The organism is Nocardia sp. NPDC056064, from assembly GCF_042266925.1.
In the GTDB taxonomy this organism is placed as follows: Bacteria; Actinomycetota; Actinomycetes; order Mycobacteriales; family Mycobacteriaceae; genus Nocardia.
In genome coordinates this window covers 2,194,219-2,211,644 of the sequence record NZ_JBHJWO010000001.1, presented here as the reverse complement: position 1 = coordinate 2,211,644, position 17,426 = coordinate 2,194,219, and the positions used below count along the sequence as shown (strand labels likewise).

Genomic DNA, 17,426 nt, shown 5'->3' with positions numbered 1-17,426 from the left:
CCGAGGCTGGGGACGTGCTGGGAGGTTGCTGGGAGCGCTCAGTCGGTGACGTAGCCGTTGAGGCTGTTGCGCAGGTCGGTGAGGACGGCGCGGGCGGCGGTGAGGCCGGTGGTGTGCCAGATCTTGTCGTCGACGGCGAAGACGCGGCGGTCGGTGGCGGCGCCGAGCTCCTCGAACTCGGTGGAGCGCAACACCTGCTTGCCGTGCTCCTCGCCCTGCTCGCCGTCGAACATCACGTAGACGACATCGCCCTCGGCCTTGGTGGCCAGCTCGTCGGCGGTGATGTCGTAGGACTGGCCGCGCTGGGCGGTGGGGCGCTGCACGCCGACATCGGCGAGGACCTGGGCGGCGAAGGTCTCGCTGCCCTGCACCTGGGTGGTGTCGGCGGTGAAGCGCAGCACCGAGGCCTGCGACTGGCTCGCGTTGAGGGCGGGGCCGAGGTCGTGGGCCTCGGTGAGGTAGTCGCGCAGGGCGGTGGCGGCGGCGTCGCGGCGGCCCATGCCGGCCGCGTAGGCGGTGAAATCGGACTGCCAGCTGCCGCCCTGGCCGATGAGCACGGTGGGGGCGATGGCGCGCAGCGCCTCGTAACCGCCTGCGGCGGGGGCGATGTCACCGAGGATGAGGTCGGGCTTCAGTTCGGCGATGCGCGCGGGATCGGGCTGACCGATCGGGCCGACGCTGGGCACCTCGAGCACGCCGTAGCCCAGATACATCGGCTGCGGGCGGTCGCCCTCGAGGGTGACCGCGCCCGCGACGCGTTCCCACAGGCCCAGCGCGCAGGCGGCGTCGAGTGCGGAACTCGTGAGCACGACGATGCGCTGCGGGTCGGCGGGCACCTGGGAGACACCGGCGGTGTGGGTCACCGCGCGGGTCGTGCCCGGCCCGGCATCGGGGGCGCTGGGCAGCGGGCAGGCGGTGGCGGTGTCGCGGTCGGCGCCGACCACACCGGCTCCGGCGATATTGGTGGTGGTGCGGATGATGGTGCTGGCGTCGTCGGTCTTGTCCGCGCAGCCCGCGGTGAGCGCGACGGCGCACAGCAGCGCGGCGCCGACGGCGATGCCGCGCGAGCGGGCACGACCGGCCCGCTCGGCGGTGCGACGGAATCGGGTGCGTTCTCGGGCGCTCACCGGCATGCGCACGAGGGTACTGCGTGGCTCCCGTGCTGCTCGCCGGGGGCGTCACCGGCGGCTGGCACGGCGGAAACCGATGGCGGCGGGGACGGCGAACAGCAGCACCGCGCCCGCCGACCAGATCAGGCTGAGGACGAGCGGACGGGCGACCGGGCCGTGGTCGGCCAGCCCGCGCATGGCGTCCACGGCCACCGACATCGGCTGATTGCGCACCACCGGCTGGATCCAGGTCGGGAAGGCGACCAGCGGGACGAAACCGGTGCTGAAGAACATCATCAGCGAGGTGAGGATGGTGATGCCCTCGACCAGCGCGGCCTTGGCGGTGTAGACGGCCACCGTGGTGACGATGGTGGCGAAGGCCAGCCCGAAGATCACCGGGACCAGCAGGAACGCCAGTGCCGCCAGCGGGCCGTGGTGGAACCGGAAGCCGAGCAGGAAACCGACCAGGACCACCGCGATCGTGCCCGCGAGGATGCGGCAGCCCTCGGCCAGGATGCGTGAGGCCAGGCCGGAGGCCCGGTGCACCGGCAGCACCCAGAACCGGGCCAGCAGGCCCGCGTCGCGTTCGCGGCCCAGCAGGACCCCGCTGGCGACGGCGCCGGAGAGCGCGCCGACCAGCGCGACCATCGGCACCGAACCGTAGAGGGCGTCCTCGCCGGTGAACCGTTCGATCTGCCCGCCGACCACGATGTCGAGCATGATCAGCAGCAGGCACGGGATGAGCAGTGTCTCGAGCAGGGTGATCGGGTTGCGGGCCCATCGCACCAGCAGCCGCTCGGTCTGGATGAGCGTGTGCCGGACCAGCGCGGCGGGGGAGTTCTCGGTCTGCAGGGTCATCACGCCCTCCGTGCGCTGAGCCGGACGGCGACGGGCGCGCAGATCGCCAGGATGGCGGTCAGCCACAGCAGCGACGGGCCCATCAGCGACCAGCTCACCACTCCGGCATTGCCCGCGGTGTCCCCGGCCAGCGCGCGCAGGGCGATGGCGAACTGGGACACCGGCTGATTGCGCACGAACCACTGGATCCACTCCGGGAACTGATCGGCCGGGGCGAGACCGGTGGAGAGCATGCCGAAGATCAGCGGTGGCAGCACCAGCGCCTGCGAGGTCGCCTCCGGGCTCTTGGACAGCGTGCCGATGACATCGGCGCCCAGGGTCAGCGCGATCCCGATGAGCAGGGACAAGGCCAGGAAGCCGAGGGTGTGCCAGCCGTCGAGCCGGAACCGGAACCCGATGACGTACCCCGAGGCGATGGCGGCGGCCAGCGAGATCACCAGCCGGAACAGATTGGCCGACATCCGCGCCGCGACCGGGACCAGCGGCCGCAGCGGCATGGCGCCGAAGCGGCGATTGAGCCCGGCGACGGCGTCGGTGGCCGAGCGGAAGGCCGCCGAGATGGCGGTGAAGGCGGCGGCCTGGAGGATGACCAGCGGCATCATGTACTGGGCGTAACTGCTGAAACCGTTGCCGGAGAACATCATCACCGTCTTGAGCGGGATGTAGAAGCTCGCGGTGAACGCGGCGGGGGCCAGCACGGAGGACAGCACCTCGCCGGACCTGACGGCGGGCGCGATCAGCCGGGTGGTCAGCACCCACCACTGCTGCACGGTGGCGGGGGCGGCACGGACGTCGGTGTGCCATGTGGCGGTGGTCACGGGACGGCCTGCTCGGTCGTGGCCAGATGGCCGGTGAGCTGGAGGAACACATCGTCGAGGGAGGGGCGGCGCAGGGCGATGTCGACGAGTTCGATGCCGGCGTCGTCGAGGCGGCGCAGGGCTTCGGCGAGGGTCTTGGCGCCCTCGGGGGCGGGGATGGTGAGGCGGTCGGATTCCGGGGTGAGCGCGGCCAGGTTCTCCGGGGGCAGCAGGGTGCCGAGGGCGGCGGCGATGGTGGGCAGGCCGTCGAGATCCAGGGGCACGATCTCGCAGTAGCTGCCGCCGGTGCGATGTTTGAGTTCGTCGGCGGTGCCCTCGGCGATCACTACGCCGTGGTCGATGACGATGATCCGGTCGCTGAGCGCGTCGGCCTCTTCGAGATACTGGGTGGTGAGCAGGGTGGTGATGCCCTCGTTCTTGAAGCCGCGCACCAGGTCCCAGACGCCCTGGCGGCTGCGCGGGTCCAGGCCGGTGGTCGGCTCGTCGAGGAAGACCACATCGGGGCGCACCACCAGGCCACAGGCGATATCGATGCGGCGGCGCATACCACCGGAGTAGGTGCCGACGCGGCGTTCGGCGGCCCGGTCCAGATCGAATTCGGTGAGCAGTTCGCGGGCCCTGGCCTGGGCGGCGGGTTTGCGCAGGCCCATGAGCCTGCCGAACATGACCAGGTTCTCGTAGCCGCTGAGCATGTCGTCGAGGGCGGCGTACTGGCCGGTGAGCATGATGGCGCGGCGCACCGCGGCCGGGTCGGCGACGACATCGTGTCCGGCGACCACCGCACGCCCGCGATCGGGGGTGATCAGGGTGGACAGGATATTGACCGTGGTGGTCTTGCCCGCGCCGTTGGGACCGAGAATGCCGAGCACCTGGCCCGGCTCGGCGGCGAAGTCGACCCCGCGCAGGGCGTGCACGTCACCGAAGGATTTCTCGATGCCCTCCACGAGCACCCCGCCGGTGCGGGCGGGACTGGGGGCGAGAGTGGGTTCGACGCTCATAGCCGGTCTCCTGCTTCCATCTGGTCGTCGAGCAGTGGTGAGATCACCGACAGGGCAAGCGGATTGGTCATCTCGTCGTGGGTCACCGGCACGTCGTGGCTGACGATCTCGCCGGTCACGTAGGGCCGCCAGCCGTCCGGGCCCATCCATTCCTGCGGGTCGACGGCGGCGCGGAAGTAGAGCAGGTCACCGTCGTGGACGGGGCGTTGATAGCCGGTCCTGGTGCCCGCGGAGGCGTTGTAGGAGGCGGCCATCCGTTCGAGGGTGGCGGCGTCGACGAGTTCGACGCCGAGCCGGGCGGTGATGGCGGCGGCGGCCTGCTCGGCGGTGGCGTCGGCGGGGACGTCGTCGATGCCGAAGATCGCGCCGAAGGTGTGGATGAAGGCGCCCGCGGTGAGGCGTTCGATGCTGTCGCCGTCGATATCGGCGGTGTCGGTGTCGAGCAGGGCGACCACGCCGACCTGCTCGCCCGCCGCGGCCAGTTCGACGGCCATCGCCTCGGCGATGAGCCCACCGAACGACCAGCCCAGCAGGTGGTAGGGCCCGTGCGGCTGGACCGCGCGGATCTCCCGGACGTAGCGTCGCGCGAATTCCTCGATCGAGCGGGCCGAGGGTTCGCGGCCGGCGAGGTCCGGGGCCTGGAGGCCGTAGATCGGGCGGCCGGGACGGAGGCTCTCGGCGAATCCCAGGTAGCTCCAGGACATTCCGGAGGAGGAGTGCACGCAGAACAGGGCGGGTTTGTCACCGTCGGGGCGGATGGGGAGCAGCACGTCCAGGCCGAGACCGGTGGGGCCCGCGGGGGTCGCCGTGGTCGTGGCGGCTTCGTCGGCGGCGGCCGTCGCGGCGGCGGGGGTGTCGGCGAACCGGGCGGCGGCGGTCAGGGCCTCGGCCCACAGCTGGGCGAGCTCGGCGACATCCTCGCGGTCGAGGAGCTGTGCGGCATAACCGAAGTCGGCGCGCAGGCGGTCACCGACGACCATGGCGTTGATGTCGATGGCCGCCATGACGGGTACCTCGCCGTGTTCGGCGGCGTCCAGGTCACCGAGGTCGCCGGTGGGCAGCCAGCCCAGGCCCTCGAGTCCGGCGGGGGTCTCGACGGAGGTGTGCCTGCCGAGGTAGTTCACGCAGATCTGGCCTGGTAGTGCTTCCGGAAGATGGTGAGCGGTCTCGGGATTCAGGTAGCGGAGCATGCCGAAGCCGATGCCCTTGTCGGGGACGGACAGGAGGTCGTGTTTGACCGCGCGGATGGCGGTGCCCATGGCGGGGCCGCCGGTGCGGGCGTCGTCGATGTCGATCTCGGCGAGGTCGAGGCGGACGGGGTACAGGTTCGTGAACCAGCCGATGGTGCGGGACAGGTCCGCGCCCGGCACCACTTCCTCCTGCCTGCCGTGGCCTTCCAGACGCAGCAGCGCCGAGGGTTCGTCCACGCCTCGGCGTGCTCGCCAGCGCACGAGAGCGAGGGCGAGAGTGGCGAGCAGGGCATCGGTGACGCCGCCGTGGAACAGGCCGGGCAGGGTGGTGAGCAGGGCGGTGGTGGTGGATTCGTCGACCTCGATGTCGAGGCGGCGCACGGTGTGGCCCTGGTCGATCGCGGGATCGAGGGGGCGACTGCCGAGCAGCGGGTCGGGGCCGCCGGTCACCGTCTGCCAGTAGCCGAGTTCGGCGCAGCGGCGGTCGCTGTGCGCCTGTTCGGTGAGCGCGTGCGACCAGCGGCGCACGGAGGTGCCGGTCTCCGGCAGGACCGGGGTGGTGTCGGCGGCGACCTGGGCCCAGGCGGCGATGAGGTCCTGCACGAGGATGCGCCAGGAGACACTGTCGATCACCAGGTGATGGGCGACGACGATCAGGCGGCCGGGCCGGGTGCGTGACCCGGCGTCGCCGACGGGGTCGAGCCAGACGAACTGGAGGACCACCCCGGTGGCGGGATCGAGGCGGTTCATCGCGGAATCCAATGCGGTCTGGGCGTATTCGCGCAGTTCCACGGGGTCGACCGCGGCGTCGAACTCGGTGCGGTGCACGAGGGTGTCGACGTCGACCGTGCCGGGGTCCGGCACGGTCAGCCGCCAGTCGTCGCCGTCGCGGGACAGGCGTGCGCGCAGCATGTCGTGCCGGTCGATCACGGCGGTGAGGGTGGCGACGAGCCGGGTGCGGTCGATACCGACGGGCAGGTCGAGCACGGCGGTCTGGACGAACCGGTCGAAATCGCCGCCGCGCTCGATCATGTACCGCACGATCGGGGTGAGCGGCAGGTCGCCGACCCCGCCGCCGGGCAGCTCCGCCAGTGCCTCCACGGTCTCGCCCGCGTCGACGACGGCGCCCAGCGCGGCGACGGTGCGGTGCTCGAAGACCTGCAGCGGAGTGCAGTGCACGCCCCGCAGTTTCGCCTGCGTGACCAGCTGGATGGCAAGGATGCTGTCTCCGCCGAGGGCGAAGAAGGAGTCGTCCACGCCCACCTGCTCGCGGCCCAGCAGTTCGGCGTAGATGTCGGCGAGGACCTGTTCGGTCGGGGTTTCCGGGGCGCGGTAGGCGGTGTCGTCGGTGACGAACACCGGGTCGGGCAGGGCCTTGCGATCGAGTTTGCCGACGGCATTGATCGGGATGGCGTCCAGGACGACGAACGCGGCCGGGACCATGTAGCCGGGCAGGGTGTCGGCGGCGACGGCACGCACATGGTCGAGATCGAGTTCGGCACCGGGCAGGCGCACCAGGTAGGCGGCGAGGGCGGTGGCGCCCGTGGGCCCCGGAACGCCGAGGGTGACAGCGAGATCCACACCGTCGATGCCGCCGAGGACCGCGTCGATCTCACCCAGTTCGATGCGCTGGCCGCGCACCTTCACCTGGAAATCGGTGCGGCCCAGGTATTCCAGGGTCAGGTCGGTGCCGGTGTGGGTCCAGCGGACGAGATCGCCGGTGCGGTAGAGGCGGTCGCCGGGTGCGCCGAAGGGGTCGGCGACGAAACGGGCGGCGGTGAGGGCGGGACGGGCGTGATAGCCACGGGCCGCGGCGGTGCCTGCCAGGTAGAGCTCACCGGCGACGCCGACGGGGACCGGGCGCAGGCGGTCGTCCAGGACGAGTGCGCTCGCACCCCGGATCGGTGTGCCGATGGTGACCGGCTCCGCTTCCGACAGCGGCGCGGAACCCGTTGCCCAGATGGTGTATTCGGTCGGGCCGTACAGATTCACCATGGTGCGGCCGTCCGCCCCGCCGCACCAGCGCGCGACGAGGTCGGGGCCGACCGCCTCCCCGGCCACGGCCAGCACCCGCACGCTCGAGACCTCGGCGGGATCGATGGTGGCCAGCGCCGAGGGCGTGATGACCATGTGGGTGACCTGCTCGGCGGCGATGAGTTCCGCGAGCGGGGCGCCGCCGAAGACGTCCGGCGGTGCGATGACGGCGGCGGCACCGCAGCCGTAGGCCATGAGCGCCTCGAAGATCGACGCGTCGAAGCTCGGGGAGGCGACCTGCAGGACGCGGGCGTGCTCGTCGAGGGCGAGGTCGGCACGCTGGGCGGCGATCAGGTCGGCCAGGCCGCGATGGGTGACGGTGACGCCCTTCGGGGTGCCGGTGGAGCCGGAGGTGTAGATCATCCAGGCCGGGTTCTCGACGCGGATCGGGGCCGGGAGTTCGTCCGGGGTGAGTGGGGCGTCGCTGGTGGCGGCGAGGCGTTCGGCCACGGCCGGGTCGTCGAGGACGAGCCAGTGGGTGCTGTCGGGGAGACCGGGCCGGTACTCGGCGAGGGTGATGCCCACGCGCGCACCGGAATCGGTGAGCATGTGTTCGATGCGGTCGGCGGGGTGCTTGGGGTCGACCGGGACGAAAGCGGCGCCGGTCTCGGCAGTCGCCCAAAGGCTGATGTGCAGGGCCTCCGACCGTGGGAGTGACAGGGCAACAACGGTTTCCGCGAGGGCGCCCGCCTCGATCAACAGTCGCGCCAGCTGGTTGGAACGGGCATCGAGTGTGCGGTAGGTGGTGGCGGAAGGTGCTGTCACGCCGGAGGGCTTCGTGGCGGAGGTGGCGGCGTGCGCCTCTGCGGCGGAAAGTGTTGTCGTGCCGAAGGATTCCGTGGCCGAGGGTGTGCCGTCCGTCTCCGCATCTATGCGCCGAGGGGAGTGGGGTGGCGCGGGGTCGAACGTGGGATGCGGCTGATAGGCGATGACGGCGGGGCGGTCCGGGAAGGTGGCGGCCGTACTGGCCAACAGGTGGGCGAGGGTGGTGGTGCCGGTGGTCGCCGGGCCGTGGACCGGGACCAGTTGGGCGCGTTCGGATTCGGTGAGGATGTCGATATCGGCGAGGGGGAGGTCGGCATCGGCCAGGACGGCCGTGAGGACCCGGTGCCAGCGGTCGGCGAAGGCGGTGACGGTGGGGGCGTCGAACAGGTCGGTGGCGTAGGACAGGGTGCCCTCGATACCGGCGGGGCGTCCGGAGTCGTCGAAGCGTTCGCGCAGGTCGGCGGTGAGGTCGAAGGCCGAGGAGCGGCGATCGAAGTCCTCGACCTCGAAGCGCAGGCCGGGCAGTTCGAGGACGGGGGCGAGGAAGTTCTGGAGTGAGAGCGAGACCTGGAACAGGGGATGGTGGGCGGTCGAACGGGTCGGATCCAGGGCTTGGACGAGTTGTTCGAAGGGGATGTCGGCGTGGGCGAAGGCGTCCAGGTCGGTGCCGCGCACGGTGTCGAGGAACCGGCGGAAATCGGTGCCGGGGTCCACGGGGGTGCGCAGCGCGAGGGTGTTGACGAACATGCCGACCAACTCGTCGAGAGCTTGCTCGCCGCGACCGGCTACCGGGGTGCCGATGACGATGTCGCCGGTGCCCGCCAGGCGCGAGAGCAGGACCGCCAGGGTGGCGTGCACGACCATGAAGACGCTGACATTGTGCGCTGCGGCGAATTCGACCAGGGTGCTGTGGGTTCCGCCGTCCAGCGTGAAGCCGACATCGTCGCTGCGCAGGGACTGGACCGCCGGGCGGGGACGGTCACCGGGGAGTTCCAGGGCGTCCGGCGCGCTGGCGAGGGTGTCTCGCCAGTATCGGATCTGCTGTGCCGCCAGGGAATCCGGGTCCGTCGCGGCACCGAGCACCTCGCGGTGCCAGAGGGCGAAGTCGGCGTACTGGACGGTCAGCGGTGCGCGGGTAGGCGCCGACCCCGCGATGCGGGCGGAGTAGGCGGTCACGAGATCGGCGGCCAGCGGCGCCATCGACGCGCCGTCGGCGCTGATGTGGTGCACCACGAGCACGATCACATGCGTCTCGGTGCTCGACTCGGTGCCGGCGGGTTCGGTCACGCGGAACAGGGCGAGGCGGACGGGGGACTCGCGGGTGAGGTCGAAGCCGGTGGCCGTGAGTTCGTTGATCCGTGCGCGGAGGGCGGCGCCGTCCTCGGTGACGAGGACGGGCATCGTGGGTGGGTCGGTGCCGACGATCACCTGGCGCGGGCCCTCGGAGTCGGCGGGGTAGCGGGTGCGCAGGGATTCGTGGCGGTCGATGACATCGGTGAGGGCCTGGCGCAGGGCGGGGACGTCGAGGTCGCCGGTGAGGCGCAGGGCGATGGCGATGTTGTAGGCGGCGGAGTCCGGGTCGAGCTGGTTGAGGACCCACATGCGCTGCTGGGCGGGGGAGAGCGGGATGCGGTCGGGGCGGGGGTGCGCGGCAAGGGCGGGGCGGCCCGGGGTGCCGTCGGGGGCGGGGACGAGGCGGGCGGCGAGCTGGGCCACGGTCGGGGCGTCGAACAGGTCGCGCAGGGCGATCCCGCAGCCGAGAGCCGAATTCACCCGGGCGACGACCTTGGTCGCGCTCAGCGAATTGCCGCCGAGTTCGAAGAAGGACTCGTCGACACTCACGCGTTCGCTGCCCAGCACCTCGGCGAACACCGCCGCCACCGACTCCTCGACCGGTGTACGCGGGGCGAGATAGGAACGTCGCGCCGACGAGAAGTCCGGTACCGGAAGGGCTTTGCGGTCCAGCTTGCCGACCGGGGTCAGCGGGATGTCGTCGAGCACGACGACATAGCCGGGCACCATGTACCCGGGCAGTTCGGCCGCGACCTGCGCGCGCAGGTGTTCGGGGTCGAGGTCGGCGCCGGGCGCGGGCAGCACATACGACACCAGCACCGTCGCCCCGGCCGGTCCCTCGCGGCCGATGGTGACGGCGTACTCGACCTCGGTGTCGCGGGAGAGCACCGCGTCGATCTCGCCCAGCTCGATCCGCAGGCCACGGATCTTGACCTGGAAATCGCTGCGGCCCAAGTACTCCAGAGTGAGCGCGCCGTCCGCGCCGTGCACCCAGCGCACCATGTCGCCGGTGCGGTACATGCGGTCACCGGGCGCGCCGAAAGGGTCGGCGGCGAAGCGGCTCGCGGTCATCTCGACCCGGTGGAAATAGCCGCGCGCCAGCGCCGGGCCCGCCAGGTACAGCTCGCCCTGGATGCCCACCGGGACCGGGCGCAACCAGCTGTCCAGCACGACCACGGCCGCGCCACGGATCGGGCCGCCGATGGTCACCGGCTCGCCCGCGCGCAGCTCGGCGGGACCGGTGGCCCAGATACTGAATTCGGTGGGGCCGTACAGGTTCACCATGCGCCTGCCCGCCGCCCACTTCTCGATGAGCTCGGGTGTGGCCGCCTCACCGGCGACGGCGAGCACACGCAAGGCCGTGAGGTCGGTGGGTTCCATGGTGGCCAGGGCCGACGGGGTGATGACCGCGTGGGTTACCTGTTCGGTGCGCAGCAGGGCTTCCAGTTCGCTGCCGCCGTAGACCTCCGGTGGCGACACCACCAGCCGCCCGCCCGCCGCGTGCGCGGTGAGCATCTCGAACACCGAGGCGTCGAAGCTGGGGGAGGCGACCTGCAGGGCGCTGGCGGAGGGGTCGAGGTCGAGGGTTTCCCGTTGCGCCGTCACCAGATTCGCGATGCCGCGATGGCTGAGGAGTACCGCCTTGGGCTTGCCGGTGGAGCCGGAGGTGTAGATGAGGTAGGCGGTGTGGTCGAGGTCGAGGGGGCCGCCGCGTTCGGCGTCGGTGATCGGGGCGTCGGAGACGAGCATGGCGCGGCGCATGGTGTTGAGGTCGTCGAGCAGCAGCCAGTCGATGGTGCCGGGCAGGGTTTCGCCGGTGGCCGTCACGGTGACGCCGATCGGGGCCCTGGAATCGGAGAGCATGTGCTCGATGCGCTCCACCGGATAGCTGGGGTCCAGCGGGACGAAGGCCGCGCCGGTCTTGGCCAGTGCCCACACCGCGACCACCGATTCCAGCGAGCGGGTCAGCGCCAGGACGACGAACACCTCCGGGCCCACGCCGCGCCCGAGCAGGACCCGGGCGAACCGGTTGGACCAGGCGTCGAGTTCGCCGTAACTCATGCGCAGATCACCCGAGCTCACCGCGACGGCCCCGGGGTCGAGGGCAGCACCGGCGGTGAGGATGTCGGGCAGCGTCCGCATCGGCACGGGCGGCGCGCCGCGGACCGGGGCCAGGGTGGACAGTTCGGTGTCGTCGCAGGTGCGGACCTGCGAGACGGGCAGGTCCGGGTGGTCGGCGAGCTGAGTCAGCAGCCGGACGAATCGGTCGAGCAGGGATTGCGCGGCGGTGTGGTCGAGCTGGTCGGCGAGGTATTTGACGGTGATGCGCAGGGCGTCGCCGTCGGGGGTGTGCAGCGGGATCACCATGAGGTTGAGCGGATACGGTGTCGCGTCGGTGCCTTCGACATCGAGCACCCGCATCCCGGCGATGTCGAGGGCCTGGGAGAGGGCCTCGCGGTCGATCGGGTAGGACTCGAACACTGTGAGGGTGTCGAACAGTTCGGCCAGGCCGACCGCGCGGTGGATGGCGGCCAGGCCGACGTGCTGGTGGTCCATCAGCCGGGCCTGCTCGGTCTGCACCCGGCCCAGCAGATCGGCGACCTTCTCCGCCGGGTCCAGCGTGACCCGCACGGGGACGGTGTTGATGAACAGCCCGACCATCTCCTCCACCCCGGGCAGCTCCGGCGGACGGCCGGACACGGTGCTGCCGAACACCACATCGGTGCGGCCGGTGAGCAGCGACAGCAGCAGCGACCAGCCGACCTGGACCAGGGTGTTCACCGTGGCCCCGGCCGCGCGGGCGGCGGCGTCGAGCGCGGCGACGGTGGCGGCGGTCAGCTCGTGCGAGCGCATCGCGGTCTCGGGGGAGGTGATCGCGGCCAGGCTGGGGACGGCGCGGGTGGGGGTGTCGATGCCCGCCAGTGCCGCGCGCCAGGCGGTGAGTGAGGCGTCGGTGTCCTGGTCGGCGAGCCAGGACAGGAAGCCGCGATAGGAGCGGGCGGGCGGGAGGGCCGACGGGTCGCCCGCGGTGACGTAGAGGGCGAGCAGTTCGCGGACCAGCAGCGGGGTGGACCAACCGTCCAGCACCACATGGTGATTGGTCATCACCAGGCGGAAGGTGTCGGGGCCGGTTCTGATCAGGGTGAAGCGGAGCAGGGGTGGGTGGGTGAGGTCGAAGCGGGTGCGGGCGTCGAGGTCGATGATCCTGGCGAGCTCGTGGTCGCGCTCGGCTGGGTCGGAGACGGGGCTGAGATCGATGTCGTCCCAGCGGATCTCGGCGTGGGCGAGGACGAGCTGGCGGGGGCCGTCGTCGGTTTCCACGAAGGCCGCGCGGAGGTTCTCGTGGCGGTCTACGAGGGCCTGGGCGGCGGTGCGCAGGCGGGTGGCGTCGACGGTGCCCGCGAGGGTGAGCAGGGATTGGACGGTGTAACCGTCGGCGGTGTCGGAGTCGTAGAGCGCGTGGAAGAGCAGGCCGTACTGGAGTGGGGACAGCGGCCAGACATCGGTGAGTCGGGGGTAGGTGTGTTCCCAGCGGTCGATCTGCGGTTGGTCGACGGTGACGAGCGTGAAATCCGACGGGGTGCGGCCGCCCGCGCCCTCGGTGGCGGCATGGGTGACCAGGGCGGTCAGGGCCTGCGACCACAGGTCGGCCAGGTCACGGATGTCGGCCTCGGTGAGGAGTCTGCTCGCGTAGGCCCAGGTGACCTCGAGGCCCGCGTCGGTGCGGACGGCATTGATGTCGACGGTGGCGGCCAAGGGTGCCCGGTCGTCGTTGGTGGCGGCGAAACGTTGTGGCAGCCAAGGGTCTTCGCCGGTGACGGCGCGACCCAGATAGTTGAAGCTCAGCTGGGGAACCGGGGCGTCGGCGAGAGCGGCCGTGGTCTCGCCGTCGAGGTAGCGCAGCAGGCCGTAGCCGATTCCGCGATCGGGAATCGCGCGCAACTGTTCCTTCGTGGTCTTGATCGCCTCGCCCGCGGCCGGGCCGCCGGTGAAGGCGTCGCCGACATCGATGCCGGTCAGGTCGACGGCGACGGGGTACACGCTGGTGAACCAGCCCACCGTGCGGGCCACATCGGCGCCGGGCAGGAGCGATTCGGCGCGGCCGTGGCCTTCCAGGGTGATCAGGGTGGCGGTGCGCTGGCGCCATCGGGCCACGGCGAGAGCGAGGGCGGTCAGCAGGACATCGTCGGCGCCGCAATGGAATTGCTCGGGCACGGTGGTGACGACGGCGTGCGTGGTGTCGGCGGGGATCGTCGACCGGCACTGCGCCATGGTGTCGACCACATCGCGGGCGGGGTCGAAAGGCTCTGTGCCGAAAGGGGAGTCGGGAGTGGCCAGGATGCGCTGCCAGGTCGGCAGCTCGCCCGACCTGGCGATGGCTTCCAGGGGTTGGCTGTGTGCCCAGCGGCGGAACGAGGTGCCGACCGGGTCGAGGGTGCCGCCGTAGGCGGCGGTGGCCAGGTCGGGCAGCAGGATTCGCCAGGAGACGCCGTCGGTGACGAGGTGGTGCAGGACCAGCCAGCACAGGGGAGCGGCGTCGGCGCGCTCGATGAGGACGACGCGTACGACGTTGCCGGTCGAGGGATCGAGCTGGTCGGCGGCGCGTTGCAGCGCCCGTTCGACGACGTCGTCGACGGCATCCGTCGGCATCGCGGAGCCGGATTCCGCGTCGCCGGGCGGCCGGGCACCGGGAGTGCGCTGTGCTCGGCGCTCATCTGTCTCGCCAACATGCCGGCCCGAGCTGCCTCGGCGCAGGTGGTCGGCCCCCGCTGTGGTGGTTGCGGTGCCCGCTGCCGGCGAATCGTCGGTGCGCGATTCTGTCTGTGTCCCGTCGGTGGCAGCGGGCTTCGGCGGCCCGTCGTGATCCGCAGGCACCACGTCGACGAGCACGGCCGGATCGATCGTGCCCTTCTCGGCGATCTCCCAGGTCCAGGCACCGGGTGAGCCACGCAGGGTGGATCGCAGGACATCGTGGTGGTCGAGCAGGACGCGCAGGGCGTCGGTGAGAGTCGCGCGGGTGGTTGCTTCGGGGAGGCCGATCAGGACGGCCTGGGCGTAGCGGTGCCAGGGGGCGTCGTGGTCGAGCATGGCGTGGACGATGGGGGTGAGGGTGATCGGGCCGGTGCCGCCGCCGGGGAGTTCGTCGACGATGTGGACCGGGGTGTCGGTGGCGACGGCGGCCAGGGCTGCCACGGTCTTGCGTTCGAAGACGTCGCGGGCGCTGAAGGTGAGGCCGGCGGCCTTGGCGCGCGAGACCAGCTGGATGGAGACGATGCTGTCGCCGCCGAGTGCGAAGAAGCTGTCGTCGGCGCCGACCGCGTCCACCCCGAGGACCTCGGCGAACAGGGCGGCGAGGAGTTCTTCGCGGGGGGTCGACGGGGGACGGCCGGTGACGGTCTCGGTGCGGAAATCGGGGGCGGGCAGGGCCTTTCGGTCGACCTTGCCGAGCGGGGTGAGCGGCACCCGGTCGAGGACGGTGACCACCGCGGGCACCATGTAGGCCGGAAGCCGTTCGCCGACAGCGGCTTTGATCGCCTCCGGGTGGAGTTCGGTGCCGGGTTCTGCGGTGACATAGGAGGCGAGCGCGGTGGCGCCCGCCGGGGTCTGGACGCCGAGGGTGAGGGCGAAGTCGATGCCGGGCAGCCGTTGCAGCGCGGCGTCGATCTCGCCGAGCTCGATGCGGAAGCCGCGCACCTTCACCTGGAAATCGCCGCGGCCCTGGTATTCCAGGGTGAACCGGCCGGTGTCATCGCTCCAGCGGACGAGATCGCCGGTGCGGTACAGGCGTTCGCCGGGTGCGTACGGATTCGCGACGAACCGGCTCGCGGTGAGCCCACTGCGCCGGTGATAGCCGCGCGCCAGACCGGGGCCGGCGAGATACAGCTCGCCGACGGTGCCCGCGGGGACCGGGCGCAACCAGGGGTCGAGCACCAGACCCGACACGCCGCGGGTCAGTCCGCCGATGGTGACGGGAGCACCGGGCACGAGGGGATCGCTGAGCGTGGTGGTGACCGTGGTCTCGGTGGGGCCGTAGCCGTTGAGCAGGGCGCGACCGGTCCACTTGGCCACCAGCTCCGGTGGGCACGCGTCACCGCCGACGACGATGGTGCGCAGCGCGGGCAGCGTCGCCGGGTCCAGCGACCCGACCACGGCGGGGGTGACATTGAGATGCGTGACGCCGTGCACGCGCAGGACCTGCGCCATGTCCTCGCCCGCGTAGGCCGAGGGCGGGACGATCGCGAGGGCGGCACCGGCGGCGAGGGTCACCAGGATCTCCTCGACGGAGATGTCGAAACTCGGGGAGACCGCGTGGGCGACCACCGAATCGGCGTCTACCCCGAAACCGGCACCCGATCCGGTGGCCAGATTCGCCAAGCCCCGGTGCGAGACCAGTACGCCCTTGGGCAGGCCGGTCGAGCCGGAGGTGTAGATGACGTAGGCGATCTGGTCGAGGTGCAGGGGTGCGGTGCGGTCGGCGTCGGTGATCGGGGCGGGGTCCTGGGTGGCGACGGTCTCGTCGTCGAGGGTCAGCCAGGTGATCCGGTCGGGCAGTGTCGAACGGACCTCCGGGACGGTCAGGCCGGTGATCACACCGCTGTCGTCGAGCATGTGCTCGATGCGGTCGGCGGGATAGTTCGGATCGACCGGCACGAAGGGCGCACCGGTCTTGGCGACCGCGACGGTGGCCAGCACCGATTCCTGGGACCGCGGAATCGACAGCGCGACACCGTGTTCCGGACCGGCACCGGCGGCGATCAGGAGGCGGGCCAGGCGGTTGGTGTACTCGTCGACCGCGCGATAGGTCATGGACTCACCGGTGCCCCAACGCAGCGCCACGGCGTCCGGGTCGAGCGCGGCGCCCGCGGCCAGGATCTCCGGCAGGGTGCGCGCGGTGGTGCCCGCCGGGCCACGCGCGGGCACCGAGACGGCTTGCTCGGTGTCGGAGAGCACCGGGACGGTCGAGAGCGGGGCGTCGGGACCGGCGGCCAGGAAGCGGTGCAGGAACCGCAGGAAGCGCGCGTGGTGGGCGGCCAGGTCGGCGTCGCTGTAGAGATTGCCGTTGCCCTGGAGGTCGATATGGGTGCTCTCGCCACCGACACCGGGATACAGGTTGACGAACAGGTCGTCGATCAGGCCCGAGGTGAGCACGTGCAGGCGCCCGACCACCGGGCCGAGCGCGATCCGGGTGTCGACCATCATCAGGTTCACGGCGGGACCGAACGAGGCCGTCTCGTCCATCGACCAGCCCAGATCGCGGACGATGTCCTCCTGGCGGTACCGCTGCCTGCGCAGCGCGCCGGTGAGCTCGCTCTGCACCGCCAGGATCGCCGCGCCGACCGTGGTGGCGGGCGCGAGGGTGACGCGCAGCGGGACGACATTGGCGAGCATGCCGCCGGACCGGCGCAGCGTGGCCGAGGTGCGGGCCGAGACCGGCAGGCTCAGCACCACCTCGGGCGCGCCCGTCATCGCGGCCAGGTAGGCGCCGAACGCGGCCACCACCGTCGGCGCGACACCGGAGTTCACCGCGGCGGCCACCTCGTCGAGCAGGGTCGCGGTGGCGGCGGGCAGGTCGCCGGAGACGCGGCGCGGATGTCCGTCGACGGCGGCCGCGCGCCCGGCCAGGGTCACCGGATCGGCCAGTTCGGCCAGGTGCGTGCGCCAGTACTCGCTGTCGGCGGCGAACCGGTCGGAGCTGCGATAGGCCAGATCGGCCTCGACGAGCTTCTGTAGCGGCTCGGCCTTGGCCCGCGGCGGCTCCCGGCCCTCGAAGGCGGCGTTGTAGAGCTCGCCGGTGCGCTGGACCAGTGCGAGGGCGCCCATGCCGTCGAGCACGATGTGGTGCATCCGCGAATACCAGAACCAGCGGTCCTCGCCGACGCGCAGCATGGCCAGGCGGACCAGGCGGTCGCGAGTCACGTCCAGCGGGGCGGAGTACTCCGCGCGCATCCAGGCGTGCGCTGCGCGCTCGGGGTCGGGCTCGCCGCGCAGATCCAGTTCGGTGATGTCGGCGTCGAGGGTGGGGTCGACGAGCTGATACGGCTGGCCGTCGACCTCCACCATCCGCAGATAGCCGGTGCCGAACTCGCGCCCGGTGCGCCGGACCGCCGTGGTGAGCAGCCCGAGATCGACGGCGCCGCGCAACTCGACGTACTGGGCGATCGAGATCGGGGTGTCGCCGGCGATGTGCTGGGCGAACCAGATGCCGCGCTGGGCGGCGGACAGGGGGAAAGGACCTTCGGCGGCGCCGGCGTCCGGCGCGAGCGAAGAAGTCTGGGTCATGAGCGGACCTGTGTTCTCATGTCTGGATCACCGTGTGTCCCCGACCGCGTACCGCGCTCCAGATCCATTCTGAACCTGTCG

General features: G+C 71.5%; 5 protein-coding genes. All 5 read right to left on the bottom strand.

The window, feature by feature from the left end; translation table 11 throughout:
• Nucleotides 1-38 precede the first annotated feature (38 nt).
• Genes ACFC06_RS10100 through ACFC06_RS10080 form a run of 5 tightly spaced genes read right to left on the bottom strand, consistent with a single transcriptional unit; the run spans nucleotide 39 to nucleotide 17,345 of the window.
• The gene (locus tag ACFC06_RS10100) at nucleotides 39-1,133 is read right to left on the bottom strand and encodes an ABC transporter substrate-binding protein (protein WP_375929424.1); all 1,095 of its coding nucleotides are present in this window, start codon (nucleotides 1,131-1,133) and stop codon (nucleotides 39-41) included.
• 45 nt (nucleotides 1,134-1,178) lie between these two features.
• On the bottom strand, nucleotides 1,179-1,967 hold the full coding sequence (locus ACFC06_RS10095) for an ABC transporter permease (RefSeq protein ID WP_375929423.1): 789 nt from the start codon (nucleotides 1,965-1,967) through the stop codon (nucleotides 1,179-1,181).
• Nucleotides 1,967-2,785, bottom strand: a complete 819-nt coding sequence (locus ACFC06_RS10090) for an ABC transporter permease (protein WP_375929422.1) — start codon at nucleotides 2,783-2,785, stop codon at nucleotides 1,967-1,969. The genes ACFC06_RS10095 and ACFC06_RS10090 overlap by 1 nt, the downstream gene beginning before the upstream one ends.
• Entirely contained in the window at nucleotides 2,782-3,783 is a 1,002-nt protein-coding gene (locus ACFC06_RS10085) for an ATP-binding cassette domain-containing protein (protein ID WP_375929421.1), read from the bottom strand. Before ACFC06_RS10085 ends, ACFC06_RS10090 begins: the two co-directional genes overlap by 4 nt.
• Nucleotides 3,780-17,345, bottom strand: a complete 13,566-nt coding sequence (locus tag ACFC06_RS10080; protein WP_375929420.1) for an amino acid adenylation domain-containing protein — start codon at nucleotides 17,343-17,345, stop codon at nucleotides 3,780-3,782. The genes ACFC06_RS10085 and ACFC06_RS10080 overlap by 4 nt, the downstream gene beginning before the upstream one ends.
• Between the last annotated feature and the right edge of the window lie 81 nt (nucleotides 17,346-17,426).